19 protein-coding genes are annotated in these 24622 nt (G+C 71.9%); 5 read left to right on the top strand and 14 right to left on the bottom strand.

Annotation, left to right across the window (positions count from 1 at the left end):
* Positions 1–16: 16 nt before the first annotated feature.
* Both ACZ67Q_RS30520 and ACZ67Q_RS30515 read right to left on the bottom strand, forming a co-directional pair.
* Entirely contained in the window at positions 17–1387 is a 1371-nt protein-coding gene (locus tag ACZ67Q_RS30520; protein ID WP_471188709.1) for a hypothetical protein, read from the bottom strand.
* A 51-nt stretch (positions 1388–1438) separates the two neighbouring features.
* Complete coding sequence (locus ACZ67Q_RS30515; protein WP_471188707.1) at positions 1439–4456, bottom strand: glycoside hydrolase family 3 protein; 3018 nt, start codon at positions 4454–4456, stop codon at positions 1439–1441.
* Between the two features lie 236 nt (positions 4457–4692).
* Here ACZ67Q_RS30515 and ACZ67Q_RS30510 point away from each other — a divergent pair, with 236 nt between their 5' ends.
* Positions 4693–6558 carry a ricin-type beta-trefoil lectin domain protein gene (locus ACZ67Q_RS30510; protein ID WP_471188704.1) on the top strand — a complete coding sequence of 622 codons (1866 nt, stop codon included), beginning with the start codon at positions 4693–4695 and terminating at the stop codon, positions 6556–6558.
* 67 nt (positions 6559–6625) lie between these two features.
* Complete coding sequence (locus tag ACZ67Q_RS30505) at positions 6626–7222, top strand: GPP34 family phosphoprotein (RefSeq protein WP_471188702.1); 597 nt, start codon at positions 6626–6628, stop codon at positions 7220–7222.
* A 15-nt stretch (positions 7223–7237) separates the two neighbouring features.
* On the opposite strand, the gene ACZ67Q_RS30500 is transcribed toward ACZ67Q_RS30505, so the two are convergent.
* From ACZ67Q_RS30500 to ureA, 7 genes are all read right to left on the bottom strand, one after another.
* Positions 7238–7663 (bottom strand): VOC family protein, encoded by a 426-nt coding sequence (locus tag ACZ67Q_RS30500; protein WP_471188699.1) that lies wholly within the window; start codon positions 7661–7663, stop codon positions 7238–7240.
* 14 nt (positions 7664–7677) lie between these two features.
* Complete coding sequence (gene cimA / locus ACZ67Q_RS30495; protein WP_471188696.1) at positions 7678–9288, bottom strand: citramalate synthase; 1611 nt, start codon at positions 9286–9288, stop codon at positions 7678–7680.
* A 307-nt stretch (positions 9289–9595) separates the two neighbouring features.
* Complete coding sequence (locus ACZ67Q_RS30490) at positions 9596–10864, bottom strand: TolB family protein (RefSeq protein ID WP_471188692.1); 1269 nt, start codon at positions 10862–10864, stop codon at positions 9596–9598.
* A 115-nt stretch (positions 10865–10979) separates the two neighbouring features.
* Positions 10980–11588, bottom strand: a complete 609-nt coding sequence (locus tag ACZ67Q_RS30485) for a TetR/AcrR family transcriptional regulator (RefSeq protein WP_471188690.1) — start codon at positions 11586–11588, stop codon at positions 10980–10982.
* Positions 11589–11622: 34 nt separating this feature from the next.
* Positions 11623–12663, bottom strand: a complete 1041-nt coding sequence (locus ACZ67Q_RS30480) for an agmatine deiminase family protein (protein WP_471188687.1) — start codon at positions 12661–12663, stop codon at positions 11623–11625.
* 11 nt (positions 12664–12674) lie between these two features.
* A complete protein-coding gene (locus ACZ67Q_RS30475) occupies positions 12675–14387 on the bottom strand; it encodes an urease subunit alpha (protein ID WP_471188685.1) in 1713 nt (570 codons plus the stop codon).
* Positions 14384–15088 (bottom strand): urease subunit gamma, encoded by a 705-nt coding sequence (gene ureA / locus ACZ67Q_RS30470; RefSeq protein ID WP_471188682.1) that lies wholly within the window; start codon positions 15086–15088, stop codon positions 14384–14386. The genes ACZ67Q_RS30475 and ureA overlap by 4 nt, the downstream gene beginning before the upstream one ends.
* A 146-nt stretch (positions 15089–15234) precedes the next feature.
* On the opposite strand from ureA, the gene ACZ67Q_RS30465 reads away from it, so the two are divergent.
* Positions 15235–16677 (top strand): cytosine permease, encoded by a 1443-nt coding sequence (locus ACZ67Q_RS30465; RefSeq protein ID WP_471188679.1) that lies wholly within the window; start codon positions 15235–15237, stop codon positions 16675–16677.
* Between the two features lie 117 nt (positions 16678–16794).
* Here the strand turns inward: ACZ67Q_RS30465 and ACZ67Q_RS30460 are convergent, their stop codons facing one another.
* From ACZ67Q_RS30460 to ACZ67Q_RS30450, 3 genes are all read right to left on the bottom strand, one after another.
* Positions 16795–17883 (bottom strand): branched-chain amino acid aminotransferase, encoded by a 1089-nt coding sequence (locus ACZ67Q_RS30460; RefSeq protein ID WP_103782915.1) that lies wholly within the window; start codon positions 17881–17883, stop codon positions 16795–16797.
* 266 nt (positions 17884–18149) lie between these two features.
* A complete protein-coding gene (locus ACZ67Q_RS30455) occupies positions 18150–19193 on the bottom strand; it encodes a 3-isopropylmalate dehydrogenase (RefSeq protein ID WP_471188676.1) in 1044 nt (347 codons plus the stop codon).
* Positions 19194–19275: 82 nt separating this feature from the next.
* Positions 19276–19407, bottom strand: a complete 132-nt coding sequence (locus tag ACZ67Q_RS30450) for a hypothetical protein (protein ID WP_361627802.1) — start codon at positions 19405–19407, stop codon at positions 19276–19278.
* An 869-nt stretch (positions 19408–20276) separates the two neighbouring features.
* Here ACZ67Q_RS30450 and ACZ67Q_RS30445 point away from each other — a divergent pair.
* Positions 20277–20483, top strand: a complete 207-nt coding sequence (locus ACZ67Q_RS30445; protein ID WP_471188673.1) for a DUF5988 family protein — start codon at positions 20277–20279, stop codon at positions 20481–20483.
* A gap of 72 nt (positions 20484–20555) precedes the next feature.
* Here the strand turns inward: ACZ67Q_RS30445 and pruA are convergent, their stop codons facing one another.
* Positions 20556–22187, bottom strand: a complete 1632-nt coding sequence (gene pruA / locus ACZ67Q_RS30440; RefSeq protein WP_471188671.1) for an L-glutamate gamma-semialdehyde dehydrogenase — start codon at positions 22185–22187, stop codon at positions 20556–20558.
* Positions 22188–22228: 41 nt separating this feature from the next.
* Entirely contained in the window at positions 22229–23155 is a 927-nt protein-coding gene (locus ACZ67Q_RS30435; RefSeq protein WP_471188668.1) for a proline dehydrogenase family protein, read from the bottom strand.
* A gap of 162 nt (positions 23156–23317) precedes the next feature.
* Here ACZ67Q_RS30435 and ACZ67Q_RS30430 point away from each other — a divergent pair, with 162 nt between their 5' ends.
* Entirely contained in the window at positions 23318–24535 is a 1218-nt protein-coding gene (locus ACZ67Q_RS30430; protein WP_471188665.1) for a PucR family transcriptional regulator, read from the top strand.
* Positions 24536–24622: the final 87 nt, after the last annotated feature.

The raw sequence follows: 24622 nt of genomic DNA, 5'->3' as shown, positions 1-24622 counted from the left end.
TGCGGGGGCCGACGGCTCAGAAGTTGCCGCCGAAGTCACCGCCTCCGCCGAAGTCGCCGCCCCCGCCGAAGTCACCGCCTCCGCCGCCGAAGTCACCGAAGTCACCCGAGTCGAAGTCGGCGCCCGACGCGTCACCGCCGTCGTAGCCGCCGGCGCCGAAGTCGCCGTAGCCGGTGCCGTAGTCCGCCGCGTAGGACGGGGTGGCCATCATGCTGCCGAGCAGGGTGCCGACCAGGAGGCCGGGCAGCAGGCCGCCGCCGAAGTAGCCGCCCGCCCAGGGGCCGTAGGCCGGGCCCGCATCCCAGTAGGGGCGGCGGCCGTAGTCGGTGTCGACCTCGCGGACCATCGGGTCGCGGCCGTCCGCGAGCCGGGTCCGGTCGGCGGCGCACACCGGCACCTCACGCGCCGCGCCGCCGGGCGGGGTCCAGGTGGCGTCGGCGACCGAGGGGCCGTGGCGCGGGTCGAAGAAGCACGGCGGCCGGCGCTGCGGCAGCGGCCGTCCCTCGCGGCGAGCGGCGAGCTGCGCCAGGGAGAACCTGCCGTCCTCCAGCGCCTGGGTGACAGCCCGCACGTCCTCGGGCCGCCGCGCCGCCGCCATCAGCGACTTCGCCTGTTCGTAGGCGTCCAGGGCCCGCTCGTAGTCCGCGCGCATCGCGTCGTCGGCGCCCGGTTCGGCCGGGTGGAACTCGAGCCGGTCCAGTTCCTCGCCGAAGGCGGTGATGTCCTCGTCGACGACCACGCGCAGCTTCTCCAGGGCGGCCCGCTGCTCCTCCTCGCGACGGCGCCGGCCGCGCCGCACCAGGGCGTAGGCACCCGCGCCGCCCACGACGACCACGGCGGCCGTGGCGACGAGCGCGGTGGTCGACACCCCGCCGCCGTTCCCGGAGGATCCCCAGCCGGAGGGCGCCGAGCCGCCCATGTTGGCCACGGCCCGGTCGCTGAAGTCGGTCAGCTGCGTACGGGCGTCGCGGTCGCCCTGCACGCTGGTCACGAGGTTCTGCACGGCCGCCCGCGGCAGCACCGAGGAGTCGGCCCGGGCGTCGAAGCGGTCGCCGAGCCGGACGGCGTACAGCCCGGTGATGCCGGTGGCCGTCCGCAGGTTCGTGAAGAGGCTCTTGGTCGGGTAGTCGGCGGGGAGCACGACCAGGAAGAGCGGCTTGTCGGCACCCTTGATCCGTTTCGCCAGGGTGTCGGCGTCCGCGGCCGACAACTGCGCCGAGGCGGCCGGGTCGACATAGACGGGGTTCTCGCGCAGCGCCCGCCCGATCGTGGACAGATCGGAGTCGGCGACGGCGTGCGGGGCCGGTGCCCACAGCACCGCGCAGGCGGCGAGCAGGGCGGCCGCCAGCAGCGCCGGGAGGCTTCGGGTCCGTTCGACGGCCTTCATGTATCGAACGTACCCGAAGCGACCCAGAACGCTCGTCCGCGCTGAGCGGAATCAGGCGGCCCGGTAGGCCGCGGACAGTTTCTCCACGGCCTGTGCGTACCGCCCGGTCAGCAGCAGGTGGTCGGCCTCGGCGAACGGCTTGGACACCGCCGGGGTGAGGTGCTGCCCCGCCCTGTCCTGGACGATCAGCCGGGCCTTGCCGACCAGCGCGCGGCCGGCGGCGTCCGCGCCCGCACGTTCGGCGGCCCGGGCAGCGACCCCGAGCGCCTGCAGCGCGGCCGCGCCGCCCGGCGGGACCCTCGTCAGGGTCGTCAGACCCCAGCCGTACGGATACTGCGGGTCGTAGGAGCCGTCACCGACGTTGATCGGCAGCTGCGCCTGCGAGCGCGGCCAGGTGACCGGCAGCTGCCCGGTGAACGGCCGCCTGCCGTAGAGCACATCGGCCACGCCGTCGCCCTCGGTGCCCGGCAGCCAGGAGGCGACCAGGGCGTCGATCTCGCCCAGTCGGTCGCCGATCAGCTGGGGACGGCCGGAGACGAGCAGCACCGCGCACTTCATCGCCGCGCACACCCGGTCGACGGCCGCCCGGTCGGCGGCGCTCAGCTGAAGGTCGTGTCCGTTGCCGACGTCGCCGACGCCCTCGGCGTAGGGGGTCTCGCCGACGACGACCACACCCACGTCGTAGCCGGCCGTCGGGGCGGAGGCGTCCTTGGACCAGGTGATCGCCGCGCCGGTCTTGCGCATGCCCTGCAGGATGGTGGTGCCCTGCGTGACGGCGCCGGAGGAGCCCTGCCAGGTGATGGTCCAGCCACCGGTCTGGTTGCCGAGGTCGTCGGCGTTCGAGCCGGCGACGTAGACCTTCTGCGTGGGCTTGAGGGGCAGCAGTCCGCCGTCGTTCTTCAGCAGCACCTGCGACTTCGCGGCGGCCTCGCGGGCCACCGCCCGGTGCGCGTCCGAGCCGATCCGCGACGCGCCGCTCGTGTCGGCGTAGGGGTGCTCGAAGAGCCCGAGCCGGAACTTCTCGGTGAGGATGCGGGCGACGGCGTCATCGATCCGCCGTTCGCTGATCCGGCCGGCCGTCACCTCGGCGGCGAGTGCGCCGGTGAAGTCCTTGTAGCCGTACGGCACCATCATCATGTCGACGCCGGCGTTCACCGAGGTGCGGACGTGTGCGGCGTAGTCGCCGGGTAGCTGGTCGAGGGCGTTCCAGTCGCTGATGACGAAGCCGTCGAAGCCCATGCGGTCCTTGAGCACCCCGTTGATCATGTCGCCGCGGGCGTGCATCTTCACCGCGCCCTTGCCGTCGCCGACGATGTCGAGGGAGGAGTACGACGGCATGACCGTGCCGATGCCCCGCTGAACGGCGGTCTCGAACGGCGCCAGGTGGATGTCCTCCAGCTGCTGCGGGGTGACGGTGGTGACGCCCTGGTCGATCGTGTACGTGCCGGTGGTCGAGGAGCCGTAGGCGGTGCCGCCGTCGCCGGCGAAGTGCTTGGCGGTGGCGAGCACCTTGTCGTCGCGGCTGAGGTCCCGGCCGTCGGCACGGCCCTGAAGACCCTGGATGACGGTCTCCATGGACTGCACGAGGGCCGGGTCCTCGCCGAAGGACTCGTAGGAGCGGCCCCAGCGTTCGTCACGGCTGACGCACAGACAGGGCGCGAAGTCCCAGGGAATGCCGGTGGCGCGGACCTCGGCCGCGGTCACGGCGCCCGTCCGCTGTGCCAGCGCGGGGTCACGGGTGGCGCCGATCCCGACGTTGTGCGGCATGATCGTGGCGCCGGTCAGGTTGTTGTGGCCGTGCACGGCGTCGACGCCGTAGATCAGCGGGATCTGGAAGCGGGTGGCCCGAGCCCGCAGCTGGAAGCCGTCGATCATCTGTGCCCAGGCCGCCGGGGTGTTGGGCGTGGGGGTGGAGCCGCCGCCGGAGAGCAGCGAGCCGAGGGCGTAGCCGGCGATGTCGCCCGGGTCGGTCATCGCGCCGCGCTCGGCCTGGGTCATCTGGCCGGCCTTCTCCGCCAGGGACATCCGGGACACCAGGTCGGCGACGCGCTTGCGCACGGGCAACTTCGCGTCGAGGTAGGGCAGTCCGTGCGCGTCGATCACGATCTGCGGGGTCTCGGCGGGTGCCTTGGCGCCGGTGACCGTGAGCGCGAGCGGGACGGTCTCGGCGGGTTCGGCGTTCCGGTCCTTGCGGGTGGACACCTCGATGGTCCGCGTGGTGCCCGAGGCGGTGCCGGGCGGGAAGGTGAGGGTGCCGGAGACCGGCGTGTAGTCCTGACCGGCGGTGGCGGTGCCGCCCCGGGTCGCGTAGGTGACCGTCACCGGGTCGGTGAGGGGCTCCTCGCCGGTCGTGGCGACGGTGACCTTCACGGACGCGGTGCCGCCCTCCCGGACCGGGTGGACGGCGGCGTCGGTGGTGACGGAGGCGCGCAGCGACTGGTCGGGCGTGCCGTACAGCTCCACGCCGTCCATGGCGAAGGTGCCGCGCAGGCCGGTGGGCAGGGTGACGGCGTAGCCCCACATCCGTGTGAGGCCGAGGACGTGGTCGATGCCGCCGACGGGCTGGTAGTCGGTGCGGTAGGTGAAGTCGGTGAAGGGCAGCTCGATCCGCTTCCAGCCGGTGAAGTCGTCGGTGAAGGACGTGGTCCACAGCTCGGAGGCCTCGCCGTTCGCCCCGCCGTCCTTGACCTCGAAGGCGGTCTTCTTCCCGGTGCCGTGACCCTCCCACCACAACCGGATGCCCCGGTGGGCGGACCAGTCGTGCGGCGGCTCGTTCGCGGCGAAGTCGTGGGTGAAACCGCCGTAGCCGCTGATGTCGTAGGCGCCGGCGAGGACCTTCTGACCCTCGGGGGCGTCGGAGCGGTCGGCCAGGCTCAGGGCGGGCGGGTCGTCGGCGTCGCCGCCCCAGGTGAAGATGGACTCGGCGGGCGGCTGGGCGAAGGGCACCTCGCCCTCGAAGCGGTCGACCGGGACCGGGGCGGGTTCGGGTGCGTCGGCGGCCCGGGCGGACGCCCAGGGGAGCAGGGCCGCCAGGACGGCGGTGGAGGCGAGCAGGGCGGTTCTTCGCATGGACCTTCCCTCGGCTCTGGAGGTACCTCTCAAGGCTTAGTTCAGGGCGTGAGTTAACGGGTCTCCCGGCCCGCCGTCAAGACTTCACACCAGAACTGATACGCAGCCAACTACTGGCGCGTTCCGAGGCGTTGAAGCTTCGAAAACTGAACGCACAGCCCCTTGACGCGCGCTGTCCGTCGTCATTTACTCACGGCTCGCACGCCCCATCCCCCACCTCCAGAAGGGCGGCGCACATGAGGAAAGCCCCCACGGCCCTGCGCCTGCTGCTCGCCGGACTGCTCACCGCGGCCGGCGTCACGGCGGCCACCCTGCCCGCGCGGGCGGCCGGCGAGCCGGTCACGGCCTGGCTGACCACGACCGACGACTCCGGCGGCCGGCACGTCGTACGCGGCCTGGAACCGCAGACGCCGTTCGCCTTCCAGGCCGGCACCGGCGGCAGCGGCGAGAACATCACCGTCGACGAGAACACCCGCTACCAGACCTTCACCGGCGGCGGTGCGTCCTTCACCGACACCGCGGCGTGGCTGATGAACAGCAGCGGAGCGCTCTCCCCGGCCACCCGGGACGCCACGCTGCGCAAGCTGTTCTCCCCCACGGACGGCATCGGCCTGTCCTTCCTGCGCAATCCGATGGGCGCCTCGGACCTGGCGCGCTACGGCTACACGTACGACGACGTCCCGGCCGGTCAGACGGACCCCTCCCTCACCCGCTTCTCGATCGCGCACGACCTCGCCGACGTCGTCCCGCTGACCAGACAGGCCCTCCAGCTCAACCCGTCGCTCACGGTGATGGCCTCGCCCTGGACGGCCCCGGCCTGGATGAAGGACAGCGGACAGCTCAACGGCGGCTGGCTGAAGGCGGAGGACTACGGCGCCTACGCCTCCTACTTCGTGAAGTACCTTGAGGCCTACCGCGACCAGGGCGTACCGGTCTCCTATGTGACGGCGCAGAACGAGCCGACCTGCTGCTCGGGCTACCCGTCGATGAGCTGGAACGCGAGCGGCCTGGCGTACTTCACCAAGAACGAGCTGCTGCCGAAACTCCGGTCGGCAGGACTGCCGACGAAGGTCCTGGCCCACGACTGGAACTGGGACACCTACGACGCCTACGCCGCCCAGACGGTCGACGACGCGGCGGTCCGCACCCACCCGAACTTCGGCGGGATCGCCTGGCACGGCTACGGCGGCGACATCGCGAAGCAGACGACCGTGCACAACCAGTACCCGCAGCTGGACGCCTTCGGCACCGAGCACTCGGGCGGCACCTGGATCGCGAACCAGCAGCGTGAGGACCTGCTCGACATCATCGACTACACCCGCAACTGGGCGAAGTCGGTGACGAAGTGGTCCCTGGCGGTGGACCAGAACATGGGCCCGCACAACGGCGGATGCGGCACCTGCACCGGCCTGGTCACGGTCCACAACGGCGACGCGCGCAGCGGCCAGGTGGACTACACGGTCGAGTACTACGACATGGGGCACCTGACGAAGTTCGTCCGCCCCGGCGCGCAGCGCATCGCCTCCACGTCCTCCTCGGCCCTGCCGAACGTGGCCTGGCGCAACCCCGACGGCTCGAAGGCCCTCATCGCCTACAACGACTCCGCCTCCCCCCGCGCCTTGACCATCGACTGGGGTTCCCAGCACGCCACTTACTCCCTCCCGGGCAAGACGTCGGCGACCTTCACCTGGTCCGGCACGCAAGGCCAGGGCAGCGACCGCACAGGCGCGTTCGTCGGCCTCGCGAACAAGTGCCTGGACGTGGCCGGGGGTTCCACCGCCAACGGCACGGCGGTCCAGCTCTACGACTGCAACGGCACCACGGCCCAGCAGTGGACGGTGAGGTCCGACGGCACGATCCAGGCGCTGGGCAAGTGCCTGGACGTCACCTCCGCTTCGACGACGGACGGCGCCAAGGTCCAGCTGTACGACTGCAACGGCTCCGGTGCCCAGCAGTGGTCGTACAACGCCACGACCGGCGACGTGGTGAACCTCCCGGCGAACAAGTGCCTGGACGTCACGGACAACACGTCGGCGAACGGGACCCGGCTCCAGATCTGGTCCTGCACGGGCGCCGCCAACCAGAAGTGGCGCCTGCAGTAGCGCCACGACAGACACCCGCACCCGGGGGGATGATGGAGGCAGCCGACGGCGTCGACCTGGAGGTCGTATGAGTACAGCCCGCGATCTGTTGCTCACCGCCGTGGACGTGCCCTCGGGGCGGCCGGTGGCGCAGGGCGATCTGTCGCTCGCGCTGGCCGGGGCCGAGCTGGCCGACCTGATCGCCGACGAGAGCGTCCACCTGGACGACGACCGGATCCTGCCCGGCCTGCGGCGGCCCACGGGTGACCGGCTGCTGGACGAGGCGGCCGCGGCCCTGCGCCATGACACGCCGTACGAGTCCGTCGAGGACTGGCTGTGGCGCCGGGGACGCGGCCTGGCCGCCGCCTACGCCGCCGACACCCGGGCCGAGCGCGGCGGCGGACACCGCTGGCTGCCCTCGCGGAGCCGCCCCGAGCCCCCGCCTGACTCCCCGGAGCGGCGTCGTGCCGCCGACCGATGGGCCTTCCGCGAACCCGTCCTGGCGGCCTTCGCCGCGGCCCTCGGCATCCCCGCGGACGCCACGGAGGAGGACACCCCGGACTTGGACGACGCGGTCGTGACCGTCGTCGCCGCCGTCCGCAACGCACTGACCGAGCTGGCGGCCGTACGCCAGCGCCGCCGCATCGAGGACGACGCCTACGCCAACATCTGGCGCGGCGCCTGACGAGCGGTGCGGGCCCTACGCGACCGGCTGGCCCACGGCCAGCAGGTTGCCCTCGCTGTCGCGGAACCATGCCCCGCGCTCGCCCCGCGCGCCCTTGCTCGGGTAGTTGCCCTCGACCTCGGCGATCCCGTCCCGGGTGCGCAGTCCGGGCGCGTCGACGTCCTCGAAGACGACCCCGCGCCGCCGCAGCGCGGCGACGACCGCCTCGATGTCGTCCACCTCGAACGCCATCTGCGTGAACGTGCCGGGCGCGGACCCCGTCGAGCGGAACACGACGAAGTCCACCCCACCGCACCGGTACAGCAGCCCGCCGGGCCGCTCGTCCACGGGCCTGAGGCCCAGCTTGTCCGCGTAGAACCGCCGGGCCCGCTCCAGGTCCCGGGCGGGCAGCCGGGTCGCCACGCGGGCCCGGCCCAGAAGGTCGCCGTCCGAAGAGGTCATGCCTCCACTGTGGCCTACTCGGCCGGGTGGACGCCCGCCCGCAGCAGCCCGTACGTGTACGCGTCCTCCAGCGCCTGCCACGACGCGGCGATGACGTTGTCGGCGACGCCCACCGTGGACCACTCGCCGGCGCCGTCGGAGGTGGAGATCAGCACGCGGGTCGTGGACTGCGTGCCGTGCACCCCTTCGAGGATGCGGACCTTGTAGTCGACGAGGTCGAGCTGGGCGAGCTGCGGGTAGATCTTCTCCAGGCCCACGCGCAGCGCGCGGTCGAGGGCGTTGACCGGGCCGTTGCCCTCCGCCGTGGAGACGATCCGCTCGCCCTTGGCCCACAGCTTCACCGTGGCCTCGTTGGCGTGGGTGCCGTCGGGCCGGTCCTCGACGATCGCGCGCCAGGACTCGACCTCGAAGTAGCGCAGCGGCTTGCCCTGGACCTCGGTGCGCAGCAGCAGCTCGAAGGAGGCGTCGGCGGCTTCGTAGGTGTAGCCCTTGAGCTCGCGCTCCTTGACCCGCTCGACGACCCGTCCGACCAGCTCGCGGTCGCCGCCGAGGTCGATGCCGAGCTCCTTGCCCTTCAGCTCGATGGAGGCGCGGCCGGCCATGTCGGAGACCAGCATCCGCATGGTGTTGCCGACCCGCTCGGGGTCGATGTGCTGGTAGAGGTCCGGGTCGACCTTGATCGCGGAGGCGTGCAGTCCGGCCTTGTGCGCGAAGGCGGAGACGCCCACGTAGGGCTGGTGCGTGGAGGGCGTGAGGTTCACGACCTCGGCGATGGCGTGCGAGATACGGGTCATCTCCCGCAGCCGGCCCTCGGGCAGCACCTTCTTGCCGTACTTCAGCTCCAGCGCGGCGACGACGGGGAACAGGTTGGCGTTGCCGACCCGCTCGCCGTACCCGTTCGCGGTGCACTGCACGTGGGTCGCGCCCCCGTCGACGGCGGCGAGGGTGTTGGCGACCGCGCACCCGGTGTCGTCCTGGGCGTGGATGCCGAGCCGTGCGCCGGTGTCGGCGATGACGGTGGAGACGACGGCGTTGACCTGCGCGGGCAGCATGCCGCCGTTGGTGTCGCACAGGACGACGACGTCGGCGCCGGACTCCGAGGCGGCCCGTACGACGGCCTTGGCGTACTCGGGGTTGGCGCGGTAGCCGTCGAAGAAGTGCTCGCAGTCGACGAAGACCCGGCGACCCTGCGAGCGCAGGTAGGACACGGTGTCGCGGACCATTTCGAGGTTCTCGTCGAGCGTGGTGCGCAGCGCCAGCTCCACATGCCGGTCGTGGGACTTGGCGACCAGGGTGACCACGGGGGCACCGGACTCCACCAGCGCCCTGACCTGAGGGTCCTCGGCGGCGGTCGTACCGGCGCGGCGGGTGGAGCCGAAGGCGACGAGCTGGGCGTGGCGGAAGGTGATCTCCGCCTGTGCGCGGGCGAAGAACTCGGTGTCGCGCGGGTTGGCGCCGGGCCAGCCGCCCTCGATGAAGCCCACGCCGAAGTCGTCCAGGTGCCGTGCGATCGCGAGCTTGTCGGCGACGGTGAGGTTGATGCCCTCGCGCTGGGCGCCGTCCCGCAGGGTGGTGTCGAAGACGTGGAACGAGTCGTCGAGCTCGCTGGTTGCCGTCTCGGTCATGGTCTCAAGGCTCCTGTTGTGGATCTTCGGTCTTACCGGAATGACCGGCTCCACCGTCCCCCCAATGGTCCCTCACGCCTGGCTCCCGGCTGAAGGTGGGCCAGGAAACAGAAAAACCTCTCGCGGGTGCGAGAGGTCTGCGCGCGGGTCGAGGACGACGGTGGCCGCCCGTACCTGGTCGTACGTGGCGGTCACTGCGGACCGGCGCGCCTGCTGCCAATAATCGTGGCGAACGAGAGCACGGGGGCAGTCTGGCACAATCCGCCCCCGCGCTCACCGCCCGTCTCAGGATGCGAACGCACCGCGGTCAGCGCAGGCGCCGCACGAAGCCGTCGCCGCTGCCGTTGGTGTCTCCGGCCACGAGCCGGCCGGACGTGGAGAACAGGCCGAGCAGCCGTCCGTCGCGGCTGAAGGCGGAGGCCGCCGTGTAGCCCTCGGTGAGCGGACCGCCGGTGACGCTGCCGGTGACACGGGTGGTCCGGCCGGTGGCCAGGTCGCGCACGTAGACGTTGTCGGCGCTTTCGTCGTCGGCAAGGGCGACGGTCCGGGTGTACGCCAGCCGGCGGCCGTCGGCGCTCAGCGTGCCCGCACCCAGCCCGCCCTCGCCGTCGTGGGTGATCCACCGGGTGGTGCGCGTCCGGGTGTCGCGCACGTACAGCTCCCAGGTGGACGCCGGGGCCCCGGGGACCACGCTGTCGTCGTAGGAGGAGAACGCCACCGTCCTGCCGTCCTCGGACAGGGACAGGCCGGCCGGTGAGCCGTGCGTGGGCTCGCCCTTCGGGGTGAGGTTCAGCTGCTGCTGGGTGCCGGTGCGCAGGTCGGCCAGCCACAACTGGCCGGGCCCGCCGCGCGGATGGCGCTGGATGTAGGCGAGATGACTGCCGTCGGCGCTCAGCCGGAGGTGCTGCACGGACCAGTCGGCCGGCAGGTGGGTGCTGACCGTCCGGGTCTCGCCGGTGCGCCGGTCGTGGACGTAGGCGCGCGTCTGCGGTGGTGTGCCGGGGCCCTCGATCCGCGTCGCGGCGGCGGTGAAGGCGAGATAGCGGCCGTCGCGGGACATCTCCAGGCTGTCCGCGACCCCACCGGAGCCGCCGTCGGCGCCCGCGCTGACGCGTTCCGTGCGGCCGGTGCGGCGGTCGTGGACGTACACGTCGTGCGCGTACGGCGTCGGCGGCTTGGGCCAGGACACCAGGTCCGGAGCGTCGGAGACGAACGCGACGTACCGGCCGTCCCCGCTGATGCGCGCGGTGTCGCTGCCGCCGGACGCCTGCGCGCCGCCGGACGCCACGCTGACCCGCTCGACGCTCCCGCGGCGCAGGTCCCGGACGAACACGTCCGGCCGCCCATTGGTGTCGCCGGGCACCGCGTCCGGGGCGTACGAGGCGAATACGGCGTAGCGGCCGTCGTCGCTCAGCCGTGGTCCGTCCGAGTCCCCGGTGAGCTGCCGGCCGCTCGCCGACACCGTGACCCGCTCGGTGCGCGGTGCCGGTGCGGCCGATGCCGTCGTGGTCAGCGACAGTCCGGCCGTGGCCGCCGCGAGCACCGCGACGGTGGTCCCCCGTGTGATGGCGTGCACTCTTCCCCCTGGGTGACGCTGCTCCCCCGGCCCCGCGCCGAGGGCTCACCTCAAGGCAACCGCAGCACGGCACACGGGGTCAATCGCCCGAAGTGAGTACAACCCGGGCGAGGGCTCAGGCGTCCGCGAGGAGTGCCTCGTCGATGAACTCCCGTACGTGGCCGAGAGTCTGCGCCCGGTCGGTGCCGCGCAGGCCGATCGCCACATGGATGGAGAAGCCGTCCAGCAGGGCGCGCAGCCGGGAGGCGAAGCGGTCGGGGTCCACGGCGCGGAACTCTCCGTGCGAGATGCCCTCGGCGATCAGGGCGACCAGGTCGCGGTGCCAGGCGCCCTCGATGGCGGCCTGCCGGACCCGGGCGTCGTCGTCCGCGTTCTGCGAGCGGTTCCACACCTCCAGCCACAGCGTCCAGTGCGGGTCGCGGTGGCCGTCGGGTACGTACAGGTCGACGTAGGCCGCCAGCCGTTCGCGGGCGGTTCCGCCGCTCGACAGCAGCCGGGCGCGCTCGGCGCCGAGGCGGCCCTCGCTCCACTCCAGGGTCCGCAGCAGCAGTTCGTCCTTGGAGCGGAAGTAGTAGAGCAGATGGCCGCTGCTCATGCCGACCTCGCGGCCCAGCCCCGCCATGGTGAGCTTCTCCAGACCGCGCTCGGCGATCATGTCCATGGCGGAGGCGAGGACCTCCTCGCGCGGCGGCGCGTTTCTGCGCGCACGGGCCGCACCGGCCATCTGCTGCTCCTGTGTGTCGAAAGGGTGCCGTGGATCAGATCTTCGGCTGCTGCTGGGTGATGCAGTGGATGCCGCCTCCACCCGCGAAGATCGTACGCGCGTCCACCAGGGTCACCGTCCGCTCGGGGAACAGCTTGCGGAAGATGCCGGCCGCGATCTCGTCGCGCGGGTCGTCGAAGCCGCACAGCACGACGCCGCCGTTGCACAGGTAGTGGTTGATGTAGGAGTAGTCGGCCCAGTGGCCGTCGGCCTCCAGCACGGTCGGGGCGGGCACCTCGACCACCTCCAGCGCGCGGCCCCGGGCGTCGGTCTGGGAGCGCAGGAGGGAGATGACCTCCTTGGTGACCTCGAAGTCCGGGTGGGCGGGGTCGGGCTGGTGGTGGGCGACGACGACGCCGGGGCGGGCGAAGGCGGCGACGATGTCGACGTGGCCGAGGGTGCCGAAGCCGTAGGGCGGGTAGTCGCCGGTCAGGCCGCGCGGCAGCCAGATCGCCTTGCTGGTGCCGAGGTGGGCGTGGATCTCCGCCTCGACCTGCTCCTTGGTCCAGTGCGGGTTGCGCTCCGGGCCGAGCTGCACGGTCTCGGTGAGCAGCACGGTGCCCTCGCCGTCGACGTGGATCGCACCGCCCTCGTTGACCAGCTGCGAGGCGTACGTCTTCGCGCCGGCGAGGTCGGAAACGTAGGCGCCGATCTTGGAGTCGTGCTCCCAGCGGGCCCAGTCCTGGGCGCCCCAGCCGTTGAACGTCCAGTCGACGGCGGCGAGTTCACCGCGGCCGTTGGTGAGGAAGGTGGGGCCGATGTCGCGCATCCAGGCGTCGTCGAGTTCGCGCTCGACGACGTCGATGCCCTCGCCGAGCAGGGTGGCGGCCTCGGTGGACTGGCCGGGACCGCAGACCACGGTGACCGGCTCGAAGCGGCGGATCGCGCGGGCGACCGACGCCCAGGCGATCCTGGACGCGGCGAGGTCCTCGGGGTCGTCGAAGGTGGGATTGGGGCTCGGCCACGCCATCCAGGTCCGCTCGTGCGGGGTCCACTCGGCGGGCATGGAGAAGCCGTCGGCGGCGGGGGTGCTCATCCAGGGCGTCCTTAGAGGAAGTAGAGGCGGTTGAGGGAGACGGAGTCGGCCGGCTGCGAGCTGAGCGGCTCGCCGTCGAGGGTGACCAGGCCGGTGCGCTGGTCCACGTCGACCTGTCCGGTACGGGAGTTGAGCCGCAGGTCGGCCGGGCCGATGCCGCGGGTGCCGCGCACGGCGACCCGGCGCCGGCGGGTGGGCATCGTGTCGTTGCCCTGGTCGACGGCGGCCTGGGCCACGAACGCGACGGAGATGTCGGCAGCGGTGGCCCCGAAGGCGCCGAACTGCGGCCCCAGCACGAGGGGTTCGCAGGTGTCGGTGGCCGCGTTGGGGTCGCCGACGACGCCGTAGGCGGGGAAGCCGGACTTCAGGACGAGCTGCGGCTTGGCGCCGAAGTACTCCGGCCGCCACAGCACGATGTCGGCGAGCTTGCCGACCTCCAGGGAGCCGACCTCGTGGGCGAGGCCGTGCGCGATGGCCGGGTTGATGGTCAGCTTGGCCATGTAGCGCAGGACGCGCTCGTTGTCGTGGCCCACGCCGGGATCGCCCAGCTCGGCCTTCATCTTGCCGGCCATGGCGAAGGTGCGGCGCACGGTCTCGCCGGCCCGGCCCATGCCCTGGGCGTCGGAGGAGGTGATGCCGATCGCGCCCAGGTCGTGCAGTACGTCCTCGGCGCCCATCGTGCCGGCGCGGATGCGGTCACGGGCCATGGCGGCGTCGCCGGGCAGGTCGGGCTTGAGGTCGTGGACGGAGACGATCATGCCGTAGTGCTCGGCGACCGCGTCCCGCCCGAAGGGCAGCGTGGGATTGGTGGACGAGCCGATGACGTTCGGCACGCCGGCCATCTTCAGCACGTTGGGGACGTGTCCGCCGCCGCAGCCCTCGATGTGGAAGGCATGGATGGTGCGGCCCTCCAGCACCCGGAGGGTGTCCTCCACCGACAGGCACTCGTTGAGGCCGTCGCTGTGCAGGGCGACCTGCACGTCGTGCTCCTCGGCGACCCGCAGCGCGGTGTCCAGGGCACGGGTGTGGGCGCCCATGTCCTCGTGCACCTTGAAACCGGAGGCGCCGCCCTCGGCCAGCGCCTCGATCAGGGGGGCGCCGTGCGAGGACGAACCACGGCCGAGGAAGCCGATGTTGACCGGCCAGGCGTCGAAGGCGTTGAAGGCGTGGCGCAGGGCCCACGGCGAGTTGACGCCGACGCCCCACACCGGGCCGAACTCCTGCCCGATGATCGTGGTCACGCCGGAGGCGAGCGAGGCCTCCATGATGCGCGGCGACAGCAGGTGGACGTGGGTGTCGACGGCACCGGCGGTGGCGATCAGGCCCTCGCCGGAGACGATCGACGTGCCCGTGCCGACGACGACGTCGACGCCGTCGAGGGTGTCGGAGTTGCCGGCCCGGCCGATGCCGCAGATCCGGCCCTCGCGGATGCCGATGGACACCTTGCGGATGCCCTGCACGGCGTCGATCACGACGACGTTGCTGATCACGACGTCGCAGGTCTCACGGACGGCGGCGGCCTTCAGGTGCAGTCCGTCGCGGGCGGTCTTGCCGAAGCCGGCGAGGAACTCGTCGCCGTACTTCTGCGCGTCGGACTCGATCTTGATGGTCAGCCCGCTGTCGCCGAGACGGACGCGGTCACCGGCACGGGGGCCGTGGGTGGCCGCGTACTCCTGCGGCGTGAGCCGGCGGGCTTCGGCGGGGTGGCCTCCGGGGCGGCTCATCGCTCGGCCTCCTTCTTCGTGGTGTCCGGTACGCCGAGGTAGCCGCAGGCGGCGGCCCGGCGCAGGGCCTCGTCCTTCGCGCCCGGCGCGTCCAGCGGTCCGTCGACCAGACCGGCGAAGCCGATCGCGATCCGCTCGCCGCCGATCGGCACCAGGCCGACCTCGTGCGTCTCGCCCGGCCCGAAGCGCACGGAGGATCCGGCGGGGACGGCGAGCCGCATGCCGTAGGACTGCTCGCGGTCGAAGTCCAGGCGGGGGTTGGCCTCGAAGAAGTGGAAGTGCGAGGTGACCGACACCGGCACGGTCGCGGTGTTGGTGACCGTCAACTCGACCACCGGCTCCGGGTCGGAGTGCATCGGGCCCGCGAGCAGCGCGCCCGGCCCGTCCTCCCCCAGCCCGCCACCGATCGGGTCGGAGACGACCGCGAGCCGGGAGCCGTCGTCGAAGACGGCCTCGACCATGACCTCGGTGACGACGTCGGCGACGCCGGGCAGGACGTCGTCCGGGCCGAGCACCGAGCGGGCCGCCTCGATGGCCTCGGCGAGCCGCTTGCCGTCCCGGGCGGCCTCGCAGACGGTGTCCGCGATCAGCGCGGTCGCCTCGGGGACGTTCAGCCTGAGCCCGCGGGCCCGGCGGGCTCGGGCCAGCTCGGCCGCTCCGAAGAGCAGCAGCCGGTCACGTTCCGTGGGGGTCAGTCTCACCTCGCGGCACCTCCTTGCCTTCCTCGCTTTAGAGCACCACTCTAAACACCAGATTCACGCAACGGAAATATTGACGAGCCACCTTTGCACACGTCACATTGAACGTCGCTCTAAACATCAGGTGGCCGTCGAAGGAGACCCACACCATGCCCATCGAACAGCGCGGAGTCGACACGATCCCCGACGAGGAACGCACCAGCGGACCGCGTGACCTCGTCTCGATCCTCCTCGGCTCCAACCTCTGCCTGGGCGTCATCGTCTTCGGCTGGCTGCCCGCCTCCTTCGGCCTCGACTTCTGGTCCTCGATCACCTCGATCCTCGCGGGCACGGTCATCGGTACGGCGCTGACCGCGCCGCTGGCGCTGATCTCGCTGCGCACCGCGACCAACCTGTCCACGTCCTCCGGCGCCCAGTTCGGCGTGCGCGGCCGGCTGATCGGCTCGATCGTGGGCCTGCTGCTCGCCCTCGGCTACACGGCCCTGACGGTGTGGGTCGGCGGCGACGTCTCGGTCAGCGTGCTCGGCCGCCTCTTCGGCCTCCCGGCCGACGGGATCTCCTACGGCGTGATCTACGCGCTGCTGGCCGGGGCGACCGTCGCGGGCGCCGTGTACGGCTACAAGGTGCTGCTGACCATGTCGCGCGTGCTGGCCGTCGGCATGACGGCCCTGCTGGCCCTCGGCCTGCTCGCCTACGCCCCGCACTTCTCCACCGCCGCGCTGCCCGAGGCCGGCGGCTATCTGCTGGGCGGCTACTGGCCGACCTGGCTGCTGTCGGCGGTGGCCGCGGGCCTGTCCGGGCCGATCGCCTTCATCACCCTGCTCGGCGACTACACCCGATACATCTCCCCCGCCCGTCACACCCCGCGCCGCATCCTGCACGCCACCTGGCTCGGTCTGATCCTCGGTCTGCTGGTGCCGCAGCTCTTCGGCACCTTCACCGCCTACGGCGCCCGGGCCGCGCTCGACTACGCCGGCCCGCTGGTGAACGCCTCCCCCACCTGGTACCTGATCCCCCTGCTGCTGGCCGCCTCCGCCGGCTCGGTCGGCAACGCCGGTCTGATGCTGTACTCGATGGGCCTCGACCTGGACGCGATCCTGCCGCGCGCCTCCCGCGCCCGCGCCACCCTCACCGTCGCGATCGTCGCCACGGCCTGTGTCTTCGTCGGCCACTTCCTGTGGGACGCGCAGGCCGCGATGACGTCGTTCGTGCTGCTGCTCACCGCGATCGGCACCCCCTGGGCCGTCATCACCCTCATCGGCTTCGCCCGCTGCCGCGGCCGGTACGACGCGGACGCGCTCCAGGTCTTCAACCGCCGCTCGCACGGCGGCATCTACTGGTACCGGGCCGGCTGGAACGTCCAGGCCGCCGTCTCCTGGGCCATCGGCGCGTTCGTCGGCCTGCTCGCGGTGTCGCTGCCGGAGTACGAGGGCCCGCTGCTGAGGTTCACCGGCGGTGTGGACTGCAGCTTCCTGCTGTCGGGCCTGGTCGGCGGCGTCGTCTACCTGGCGCTGACGGCCCGGGGCGCGGGCGTGCCGGCTCTCCCGGCCGTCCCCGCGGCACCGGCCGAGACGGTGACCGCCGACCACTGACCCCCAGACCCCCCAAACCCCCGGGCCGGCCGAGGACGGACGGCCGGCCCGGGCCTCGAAACACCAGGGCCGCCCCGGACGAGATGTCCGGGGCGGCCCTGGTGTTCGTGCACCGGATCAGCCGAGCTTGTGCATCCAGCCGTGCTTGTCCTCCGTGATGCCGCGCTGGAGGCCGAGCAGGGCCTCGCGCAGCCGGAGGGTGACCGGGCCGGGGGTGCCGTCGCCGTGGCTCCAGGCGTCCGACTTGGTCTTGACGTGCCCGATCGGGGTGACGACGGCGGCGGTACCGCAGGCGAAGACCTCGGTGAGCGCGCCGGAGGCGGCGTCCTCACGCCACTGCTGGAGGGTGACCACGCCCTCCTCGGCGGTGTAGCCGAGGTCACGGGCGACCTGGAGCAGGGAGTCGCGGGTGATGCCCTCGAGGATGGAGCCGGTCAGGGCCGGGGTGACGATCCGGTCGCCGTAGACGAAGGCGACGTTCATGCTGCCGGACTCCTCGACCTTGGTGCGGGTCACCGCGTCGAGGTAGACGACCTGGTCGCAGCCGTTGGCGGCGGCCTCGGCCTGGGGCAGCAGGGAGGCGGCGTAGTTGCCGCCGGTCTTGGCGTCGCCGGTGCCGCCCGGGACGGCGCGGACGTGGTCCTCGGAGACCCAGATGGTGACCGGCTTGACGCCGCCCGCGAAGTAGGCGCCGGACGGGGAGGCGATCAGCATGAACAGGTACTCGTTGGCCGGGTGCACGCCGAGGCCGGTCTCCGAGGCGAACATGAACGGCCGCAGGTAGAGCGACTCCTCACCGCCGTGCGGCGGCACCCAGTCGGCGTCCTGGGAGAGCAGCGCGTCCAGGGCGGCGATGAACAGCTCCTCGGGCAGCTCGGCCATCGCCATCCGGCGGGCGGAGTTGCGGAAGCGGCGGGCGTTGGCCTCCGGCCGGAAGACCGCGACCGAGCCGTCGGGCTGGCGGTACGCCTTGAGGCCCTCGAAGATCTCCTGCCCGTAGTGGAGCACGTGGCAGGAGGGGTCGAGGGAGATGGGGCCGTACGGAACGAGCTGCGCGTCGTGCCAGCCGCGGCCCTCCGTCCACTTGATCGTCACCATGTGGTCGGTGAAGTGGCGGCCGAACCCGGGGCTGGCGAGAATCGCCTCGCGCTCCGCGGCGGGCAGCGGGTGGGCGGAGGGCTTGAGCTCGATCGTGGGCGTCGTCATGAGTGGTTTGTCCTTCACCGGTTGTCGTGACGGGCCGCGCTCCTCAAGGCCCCGCAAGGGCCTTTTCCGGCCAGTGCTAGGACGTCCGAGCTTCCCCTCATATCGCGGCTCCGCGTTCGATTATCGCGCGGGGACGGCGACCGAAGGAATCCGGGTGGGGCGGACCCAGGGGGTCGATGGTTCCACCCGGCGCCGCACAGCGAAAGCCGCCGGGTGCGTCAAGGCGACCCGGCGGCTTCGAAGTGGTTCTTCAGGAGCGCACCGGATCAGCCGGCTACGCGTACGGCGAGCGCGTCGCCGATCTCTGACGTGGAGCGGGCGGGCTTGCCCACGCGCTCGGCGAGGTCGGCGGCGACCGCGTCCTCGATCCGGGCGGCCTCGGCGTCGTAGCCGAGGTGGCGCAGCAGCAGGGCGACGGACAGGACCGTGGCGCTGGGGTCGGCCTTGCCCTGGCCGGCGATGTCCGGGGCCGAGCCGTGCACCGGCTCGAACATGGACGGGAACTCGCGGCTCGGGTTGATGTTGCCGGAAGCCGCGACGCCGATGCCGCCGGAGACGGCCGCGGCGAGGTCGGTGATGATGTCGCCGAAGAGGTTGTCGGTGACGATGACGTCGAACCGCTCGGGCTGGGTCACCAGGTAGATGGTGGCGGCGTCGACGTGGATGTACTCGGTGGTCACCTCGGGGTACTCCGCGGCGACCTTGTTGAAGATGTTCGTCCACAGGTGACCGGCGAAGGTCAGCACGTTGTTCTTGTGCACCAGCGTCAGCTTCTTGCGAGGCCGCGCCTGAGCACGCGCGAAGGCGTCCCGCACGACCCGCTCGACCCCGAAGGCCGTGTTCACGGAGACCTCGGTGGCGACCTCGTGCTCGGTGCCCTTGCGGATGGTGCCGCCGTTGCCGGTGTACGGCCCCTCGGTGCCCTCACGGACGACGACGAAGTCGATCTGCGGCTCACCGGCGAGCGGAGTGGCGACACCCGGGAGCAGCTTGCTCGGACGCAGGTTGACGTGGTGGTCGAAGGCGAACCGCAGCTTCAGCAGGAAACCGCGCTCCAGCACCCCGGACGGCACGCTCGGGTCGCCGATCGCACCCAGCAGAATGGCGTCGTGCTCCTTGAGCTGGGCCAGGTCGTCATCGGTGAGGGTCTCACCGGTGGAGTGGTAGCGCCGGGCGCCGAAGTCGTACTCCTTGGTCTCCAGCTTCACATCCTGCGGGAGGACGGCGGAGAGGACCTTGAGGCCTTCGGCCACGACTTCCTGCCCGATGCCGTCACCGGGGATCACTGCGAGATCGATGCTGCGAGACATGCGGGCACCCTACTCCTCGTCCCATGGGATGACACGGACCGTCCGCCATCCGGACAAGGAGCGGGCGTGCCTGCGGGGTCTTTCAGTGGCCGGTGGCGCCGCCGTTGTCACGGCGGTCGAGAGCGCGCTGGAGGGCGGCGGCGGCGTTCTTGCGGTCGGCCTCGCTCGTGCGGGAGGAGTGGCGGACGCGGCGGCGGACGGTCGTCTCGGCCATGAGGGATCGACTCCTTCGGGCAATACAGAGGGGTAACGAGACGCCGGAGGTGGCGGGGAGCAGCGGTGCCGCAGGGGTTGCCTGCATCGGGCCCGGCTCACGTCCGCCCATCGCTTGGTCTAGCGAGACGTTCGGCTCCTACAAAGCTAGGACAGGACCGCGCATCTGTCTCCACAATTACTCGGACTTCCTACTATCTGAGACGGCGAACTGCGTCCCACGGCGATGACCTGGGCATTCACGCGTCCGGAGTTCGCGGCCCCCGGCGCTGCACCCACCCGAGCGGCGACGCGCAACGAGCCGGTGGCGACGACGGGCCGCACTCGCCGACGGCGGACAGGGGCCGGGGTGGGGGGTGTCCGCCCGCAGCGTCCGGCGCCGGGCAACGGCGCCGTCCTCGAAAACGGCCGGCCGGACCGAGGACGGACACCCCCCCCCCCCGCCCCCCCCCCCCACCCCCCCCCCGCGCGCCCCCCACCCCCCCCCCCCCCCCACCGGCCCCCCCCGGCCCCCCCCCCCCCCCCCCCCCCCCGGCCCCGCCCCACAACGAACCGCAGGCGCGACAGCAACCGACCACGCACCGCAACGGGCCGCCGCAGGCACAAAAAGGGGCGCGGGGAACGGCGCGACCAGCCACAACGAAACCCGCAGAAGACAACGCACCCAGCGCCGCAGGCACACGCACCCGCAGCCGAAGAACAACCAGCCGCCGCAGGCACCCGCACCCGCAGCCGAACCACGACCAGGCGCCGCAGGCACCCGCACCCGCAGACGACAACGCACCCGACGCCGCAGGCACCCGCTCCCCCGGACGACTGATCCTCACCCCCGCCCGGGACACCCCACCCACCCCCGGGAACCCTCAGCCCATGACCAACACGGCCAAAGCAGTTCTGGAAGGCGGCCCCGACGACCTCGCGGAGCGGATCGTGCCGATCACTCCGCCGGGAACGGAGCTGAAGGTCCCCCACCGGGGCGGCTACGAGCACTTCCGGTCCACCACACGGCACCAGGAGACGGACCAGGGCCGGCTCCCGGTGTACGAGTGGTGGGAGCGCACGGAGATCGCCGAATAGCCGGAAGACGGAACGCCGGCGGGCCGGGTCCCGTGCGGAAGACCCGGCCCGTTCGCGTACCCCGAGGGGCCGTCAGCCCATGTGCGGGTAGCCGTACTCGGTCGGCGGCACCAGGGTCTCCTTGATGGCCCGCGTCAGCGTCCACCGCAGCAGGTTCTGCGGCGCACCCGCCTTGTCGTTGGTCCCGGAGGCCCGCCCGCCACCGAAGGGCTGCTGGCCGACCACGGCACCGGTCGACTTGTCGTTGATGTAGAAGTTGCCGGCGGCGTACCGCAGCTTGTTCGCGGTGTACGCGGCGGCGGCGCGGTCGCCCGCGATGACCGACCCGGTCAGCGCGTAGTCGGAGACGGACTCCATCTGCTCGAGCATCTCGTCGTACTTGTCGTCCTCGTAGACGTGCACCGCGAGGATCGGCCCGAAGTACTCCGTCGTGAAGACCTCGTTCTCCGGGTCGCTGCACTCGATGACGGTCGGCCGGACGAAGTACCCGACCGAGTCGTCGTAGGACCCGCCCGCGACGATCGTGCAGGAGGGGTCGGCCGCGGCCCGGTCGATCGCGGCCTTGTTCTTGGCGAAGGAGCGCTCGTCGATGACGGCGCCGATGAAGTGCGAAAGGTCGGTGACATCACCCATGGCGATGCCGTCGACCTCGGCCGCGAACTGCTCCTTGAAGCCGTTGTTCCAGATCGACGCCGGGATGTAGGCCCGGGAGGTCGCCGAGCACTTCTGGCCCTGGTACTCGAAGGCACCGCGGGTCAGGGCGGTCTTCAGCACCGCGGGGTCGGCCGACGGGTGGGCGACGACGAAGTCCTTGCCGCCGGTCTCGCCGACCAGACGCGGGTAGGAACGGTACTTCTCGATGTTGGCGCCGACCGTCTTCCACAGGTACTGGAAGGTCTTGGTCGAGCCGGTGAAGTGGATGCCGGCCAGGTCGCGGTGGTTCAGCGCGACCTCGGAGACCTCGATGCCGTCGCCGGTGAGCAGGTTGATGACGCCCTTGGGCAGGCCCGCCTCCTCCAGCAGCCGCATGAGCAGCACGGCGGCGTGAGTCTGCGTCGGGGACGGCTTCCACACCACGACGTTGCCCATGAGGGCGGGCGCGGTGGGCAGGTTGCCCGCGATGGCCGTGAAGTTGAACGGCGTGATCGCGTAGACGAAGCCCTCGAGCGGACGGTGGTCCAGACGGTTCCACACGCCCGGGGAGTTGGCCGGGGGCTGCTCGGCCAGGATCTGCCGCGCGTAGTGGACGTTGAAGCGCCAGAAGTCGACCAGCTCGCACGGGGTGTCGATCTCGGCCTGCTGGGCGGTCTTGGACTGGCCGAGCATGGTGGACGCGGCCAGCGTCTCGCGCCACGGGCCGGACAGCAGCTCGGCGGCGCGCAGGAAGATCGCCGCGCGGTCGTCGAAGGACAGCGCACGCCAGGCGGGGGCGGCCGCGAGGGCCGCGTCGATGGCGTCCTGCGCGTCCGCCTTCGTGGCGTGGCGGAAGGTGCCCAGGACGGCCTTGTGGTTGTGCGGCTGCACGACCTGGAACGGCTCGCCGCCGCCCATCCGCTGCTCACCGTCGATGGTGCAGGGCAGGTCGATCGGGTTCTCGGCCAGCTCCTTGAGCTTGGCCTCCAGCCGGGCACGCTCGGGCGAGCCGGGGGCGTAGCCGTGCACCGGCTCGTTGACGGGGGTGGGGACCTGGGTCACAGCGTCCATGGGTTCCGTAACTCCTTAACTGAGCGGGTGGGGGTGCGGGCTCAGCCCTTGCTGACCATGCTGCGCAGGAAGAACTGCAGGTTCGCCGGCTTCTCCGCCAGGCGGCGCATGAAGTAGCCGTACCAGTCGGTGCCGTAGGCCGTGTAGACGCGCATGCGGTGACCCTCGGCGGCCAGCCGCAGGTGCTCATCGCCGCGGATGCCGTACAGCATCTGGAACTCGTACTCGTCGAGCTTGCGCCCGGCGCGGTGGGCGAGTTCCTGGGCGATGGCGATCAGGCGCGGGTCGTGGGACCCGATCATCGGGTATCCCTCGCCCTCCATCAGGATCCGCAGGACCCGGACGTACGCCTTGTCGATCTCGTGCTTGTCCTGGTAGGCGACGGACGCGGGCTCCTTGTAGGCGCCCTTGACCAGGCGGACCCGGCTGCCCGCGGCGGCGAGCCGGCGGGCGTCGGCCTCGGTGCGGAAGAGGTAGGCCTGGATGACGCAGCCGGTCTGCGGGAAGTCCTTCCGCAGCTCCTCGTGGATGGCGAACATCGAGTCGAGGGTGGTGTGGTCCTCGGCGTCGAGCGTCACGGTCGTACCGATCGCGGCGGCGGCCTCGACGACCGGGCGGACGTTGGCGAGCGCCAGCTCGTGCCCGCCGGAGAGGGCCTGGCCGAACATGGACAGCTTGACGGACATCTCCACGCGCTCGCCGAGCTGGAGGTCCTTGAGGTGGTCGATCAGCGCCAGGTAGGCGTCCCGGGCGTGGGCGGCCTGCTCGGGGCTGGTGATGTCCTCGCCGACGACGTCCATCGTCAGCTCCAGGCCCTTGGCGGTGAGGTCCTCGATGATCGGGACGATGTCGTCGACCGTCTCCCCGGGGATGAAGCGGTCGACGACCTGCTTGGTCACCGGGGCCGCCGAGATCAGGCGTCGCATCCGGTCGCTGCGCGACGCGGCGAGAATCACGGGACCCAGCACGGGGCACCTCCACTACGAACAAAACCAGGCCGAAAACCCACGATCCGGGTACGGCACGGAGAACCACCGTGAAACCTAAGGATTGCTCCGATCGTCTGCCATCGACAGCTGTCACGCATCCGTGCCCGGGATCTCAGACAGATGTATGAAGGCCGGGGCGAGATGCGGGAGAATGCCCGGGTGACAGCGGAACACAGGGGTGACTATCAGGAGCTCGTGGACGAGATCTCGGAGCTGCTCGGCGCTCCGGCGACCCTGGAGAACCGTGACTTCGAACTGATCGCCTTCGGTGCCTACGACGACGAGGGCGACCTCGATCCGACGGTCCTGGACCCGGTGCGCACCCGCTCGATCCTCACCCGGCGCTCCACGGCGGCCGTCCGCGCCTGGTTCGAGGGCTTCGGCATCACCCGGGCCACCGGCCCGGTCCGTATCCCGCCGACCCCGGACGCCGGGGTGTACCGGGGCCGGATCTGCCTGCCGGTGCGCCATCGGGGGGTCGTCCTCGGCTACGTCTGGCTGCTGGACGGCGAACCCGGGCCGAGCGACGCCCAGCTGGCCGCCGCCATGGAGGTGACGGCCCGCATCGGCGCGCTGCTCGCGGACGAGGCGCAGCACGGCGCCGACCTGACCCGGGAGCTGCGGGCGGTGCTGGCTGCGGAGCCGGGCTGGCAGCGGGACGCGGCGGTGGCGGAGCTGCGCACGGCGCTGGGGGTGCGGGCGGACGGGCCGCACACGGTGGTGTGCGTGGCGCCCTGGCCGTCGGCCGACCCGGCCGAGGCGCCGTCGGTGCGGACCCTGCCGGGGGCCGAGGCGCTGTGCACGGTGCCGTGGGGCGTGACCGAGCACTGTCTGGCGGTGCTGGTGCGGCTGCGGTCGACGCAGACGGTGACGCCGGCGGTGTCGGTGGCCACACGGCTGCGGGAGCGGGCGGGCGCCGGTGTCGGCGCCTCGGCGTCCGTCGCCGCCGGGGCCGTCGCCGGGATCGCCGCGGCCCGCACCGGCATCGCCGAGCTGGGCGCGGCCTGGCAGGAGGCGTCGGCGGCGGCGCGCGCGGCGCTGGCCGACGCACGCTTCGGCCCCGTCGCCGAGTGGTCCGGTATCGGGCCGTACCGGCTGCTGATCTCCCTGCCGCCGGCGACGGCCGCGGATCCGGTGGTGGCGCCGCTGCTCACCGCCGCCCACCGCGAACTGGCCCGCACCACCGAGGTGTTCCTCGACTGCGCGGGCCAGGCGGGGCGCACGGCGGCCCAGTTGGGCATCCACCGGCAGACCCTGTACTACCGGCTGTCCCGGGTCGAGCAGCTGACGGGCCTGGACCTGGACGACGGGGAGGACCGGCTGCTGCTGCACATGGCGCTGAAGGCTGCGCGGCTCTGACCTGCGGCGCCTGCGTCTGCGCCGCTTGGGCCGGGTTTCGTCTGCGGTTTCGTCATGGTCTGTCGCGCAGTTCCCCGCGCCCACTTC

The sequence above is a fragment of the Streptomyces sp. NPDC036813 genome (assembly GCF_055609245.1).
The sequence above is the reverse complement of the archived record's forward strand: the minus strand, read 5'-3'. Positions and strand labels throughout refer to the sequence as shown.